This is a genomic window from Synechococcus sp. WC101 (assembly GCF_047461555.1).
Lineage (GTDB): Bacteria > Cyanobacteriota > Cyanobacteriia > Thermostichales > Thermostichaceae > Thermostichus.
This window is the reverse complement of the sequence record NZ_JANSHG010000214.1, coordinates 1-3,118: the sequence shown is the minus strand read 5'-3', so window position 1 is coordinate 3,118 and position 3,118 is coordinate 1. Positions and strand designations below refer to the sequence as shown.

General features: G+C 64.6%; 4 protein-coding genes. 3 read left to right on the top strand and 1 reads right to left on the bottom strand.

Features of this window, described 5'->3' with window-relative positions; translation table 11 throughout:
• On the bottom strand, positions 1–1,572 hold a 1,572-nt coding region (locus tag NW809_RS11585), incomplete at its 3' end, for a carboxypeptidase regulatory-like domain-containing protein (protein WP_414402196.1).
• A 167-nt stretch (positions 1,573–1,739) separates the two neighbouring features.
• On the opposite strand from NW809_RS11585, the gene rpmJ reads away from it, so the two are divergent.
• The 3 genes from rpmJ (at position 1,740) to rpsK (ending at position 2,929) form a co-directional block, all read left to right on the top strand.
• Complete coding sequence (gene rpmJ, locus NW809_RS11580; protein ID WP_011430300.1) at positions 1,740–1,856, top strand: 50S ribosomal protein L36; 117 nt, start codon at positions 1,740–1,742, stop codon at positions 1,854–1,856.
• A gap of 214 nt (positions 1,857–2,070) precedes the next feature.
• Positions 2,071–2,454 carry a 30S ribosomal protein S13 gene (rpsM, locus tag NW809_RS11575; RefSeq protein ID WP_011430299.1) on the top strand — a complete coding sequence of 128 codons (384 nt, stop codon included), beginning with the start codon at positions 2,071–2,073 and terminating at the stop codon, positions 2,452–2,454.
• 88 nt (positions 2,455–2,542) lie between these two features.
• Positions 2,543–2,929, top strand: a complete 387-nt coding sequence (rpsK, locus tag NW809_RS11570; protein WP_011430298.1) for a 30S ribosomal protein S11 — start codon at positions 2,543–2,545, stop codon at positions 2,927–2,929.
• Positions 2,930–3,118: the final 189 nt, after the last annotated feature.

Here is a 3,118-nt window from a genome sequence, read left to right as displayed (position 1 = left end):
GGTGTAGCGCTCATCCCGATCCAAGAGTGTCAGATCCTGGACGAGGGGCAAAAGCGGCTCAAAGCGGGGATCCGGCCCCAGTGGCCCCTTGAGGAGGATCACGGGTCGCTGCGGCTGTAACTCCTTCAGGGCCAGGCTGAGGTGGCGGGCCAGCTCATCCGAGTAAACCGGCTCATCCGGCAACAGGCCAATGCCCTCCGGCTGGCGGGCCGGCTGCCCCGGCGGCAGGCGAATATCTTGGCTGGATACAAAACCGGCCCGCACCTCCACCTGGGTGCTGGTGGGCGGAAACCCCGGCACCTCCACATCCACCAGGTACAGCCCCGCCGGCAGTTCCGGCAGGACATAGGTGCCGTCGGCGGCGATGCGAACCGTCTGCTGGGGTTGGGTAGAGGTGGCGGCCAGGCGCAAAACCCCCGTCTGGACGGGTTGGCCGGCAATGTCCAGCACCCGCCCCGTCACCACCCCGCGGTTGCCTGAAGAGGGGATCTGGGCCTCGGTCTCGCGCTCGCCAACTTGAGCCTCAATATCCACCAGACGCCGCAAAGCCGGGATCCCTGCCGCCACCACCCACAGATCCCGATCGCCCAGCCTCACCAAACCCGTTGGCTGCCCCTCCAGCCGCAGCGAGGCGGCCAATCGCCCCGCCTCCAGATCCACGATTTGCAGGCGGTCGCTGTTGCGGGAGGTCACGTAGGCCCAGCGGCCATCGGGAGAAAGGGCCAGCCGCGTCGGTCGCCAATCCAAGCCAATCCGCTGCAGAGCCTCGCCGCTGCGATCCAGATCCAGCACCGTCAGATCTTGGCTGCCCGAGTTGAGCACCACCAGGCGCTGCCGTTGCGCATCTAGGACCATGGCTTCCGGCGTGTTGCCGCCGCGCCAGCGGGCCAGCAGCTCTCCATTGTCGGGGTTGACCACCAGCAGGCTGAGGGGATCCTCCCCAGCCAGGCCGACAAACAGGGATCCCCGCTCTGGGGCATAGGCCAAAGCCAAAGGTGGCCCCGGCAGCGGCAAGTTGCGGGCCTGCGGCGGCTCCGATCCATGCCGTTGGCGGTTCGGAGCGGGAATCACCGCCAAGCTTTGGGCGGCGGGCAGGGAGGCGAAAACCCGCCCCCTGGCCGCATCCACAGCCATGTCCAGAACCCCCGCCGGCAGCCCGTAGGCCTGCAGCAGCTCTCCGGTGAGCAGATCGAGGGCCACCACCCCAGGAGCATGGGGGCCGGCGGCATAGACCACCTGCCGTGCCGCATCCACCCGCACCACGCCGGGGGCAAACCCCACCGCCACCTGCCACAAGGGATCCCCGCTCGCCCCATCCAGCAGCGCCACTGCCTGCGCTTCCAACAGTCCCACCGCCAGCCAGCCCCGCTCCGGCACCGCATCGAGGCAATCGGCAGAGCTGGGCAAGGGCAACAGCCAATCCCCCTCTGTCCTCAGTTCATTCCCGTCCGCCGAGAGGTTCCCCCCAGAAGCGGGAGAGCCTGTTTCCGGCGAAGGGATCCCTTGCCCCAACACGGGGGATCCCAAGCCCAGCACGCCGCTCATCAGCACAACCAGCCATTGCCAGCGCATCGCCTTCTTCGCTCCTCAACCGCGCCTGCTCTGCTTCTGCGCCCAACCAGCATAGCCAACCTGCTCGCCCTTCCCTATTGGATTCACGTCAGAAAACCCAAACAATTTTTGACAGTCTGCCGCGGCGACCTTAGAATGGATATTCGCTGGTTTCGTCAGGATAAACCATGAAGGTGCGGCCCTCCGTCCGTCGAATCTGCGAAAAGTGCCGAGTCATCCGCCGCCATGGCCGGGTGATGGTGATTTGCCCTGCCAACCCCAAGCACAAGCAGCGGCAGGGGTAGAGGGGCGGATGGAGGAGTGCGCCCGACGGTGGGGAACAGATCCAAACAGCCCTGCTGCCGCCGCGGAAGATCAAGCAACCCCTCTCTTGGCGAGAGGAGACTCTGGGTTCCTCACCTCAACAGCGACGTCTTCCGGCCAAAGCTCCACGCCGCCAACCTCGGCCTGGCCTATGGAGCAAGTTTATCTAAGTTTGTTTGAAAGGTACCACCGACCATGGCACGGATTGCGGGAGTTGACATCCCACGCGACAAGCGAGTCGAGATCGCCCTCACCTACATCTACGGCATTGGGCTGACCCGCTCCCGCCAAATTTTGGCGAAGACCGGCATCAACCCCGATACCCGCACCCGCGACCTTACCGACGCCGAGGTGGCCGCCTTGAGGGCAGTGGTAGAAGGCGAGTACCAGGTGGAGGGAGATCTGCGCCGGCAGGAGGCGATGAACATTAAGCGGCTGATCGACATCGGCACCTATCGGGGCCGCCGCCATCGTCTGAACCTGCCTGTGCGTGGCCAGCGCACCCGCACCAACGCCCGCACCCGCAAGGGGGTCAGGAAGACGGTGGCCGGCAAGAAGAAAGCTCCCGCCAAGAAGTAGTGGCGCGGCTGGGGCGGCGGGCAGAGTTTCCCACCCTCTCCAAACTGCAAAACGGGATGTAAACAGTTGTTCAAAGGACGCACAGGTCATGGCTCGGCAGCAACGGCGCGGACGCAAGGTCAAGAAGAATGTCCCCAACGGTGTGGCCTACATTCAGTCCACCTTCAACAACACCATCGTCACCATCACGGATCCCAATGGCGACGTGGTGTCTTGGGCCTCCGCAGGTTCTACGGGGTTCAAGGGCGCCAAGAAAGGCACCCCCTTTGCAGCCCAAATGGCGGCAGAGAGCGCAGCGCGTCAGGCCATGGAGAACGGCATGCGCCAGATTGAGGTAATGGTGAGTGGCCCTGGCGCCGGTCGGGAAACCGCCATTCGCGCTCTGCAGGCCACTGGTCTAGAAATCACCCTGATTCGAGATATCACTCCCATTCCCCACAACGGCTGCCGTCCCCCCAAGCGGCGGCGCGTCTAAAGGGATCCCCAGGGCGGGCCAAGCGCTGGCGACAGGCTTGCCCTCCTGCAGGATGTGAGGCATGGCCTCCAGTCTTCTAAGTTCTCCAAACAGATGTTGAGCCAGACGGACGGGGCTACTCTATGATGCAGACCAGCCGAACCCTCCACAATCTGGGCAGCAAAGCCGCTTCTAGTGCTGCTCCCTACC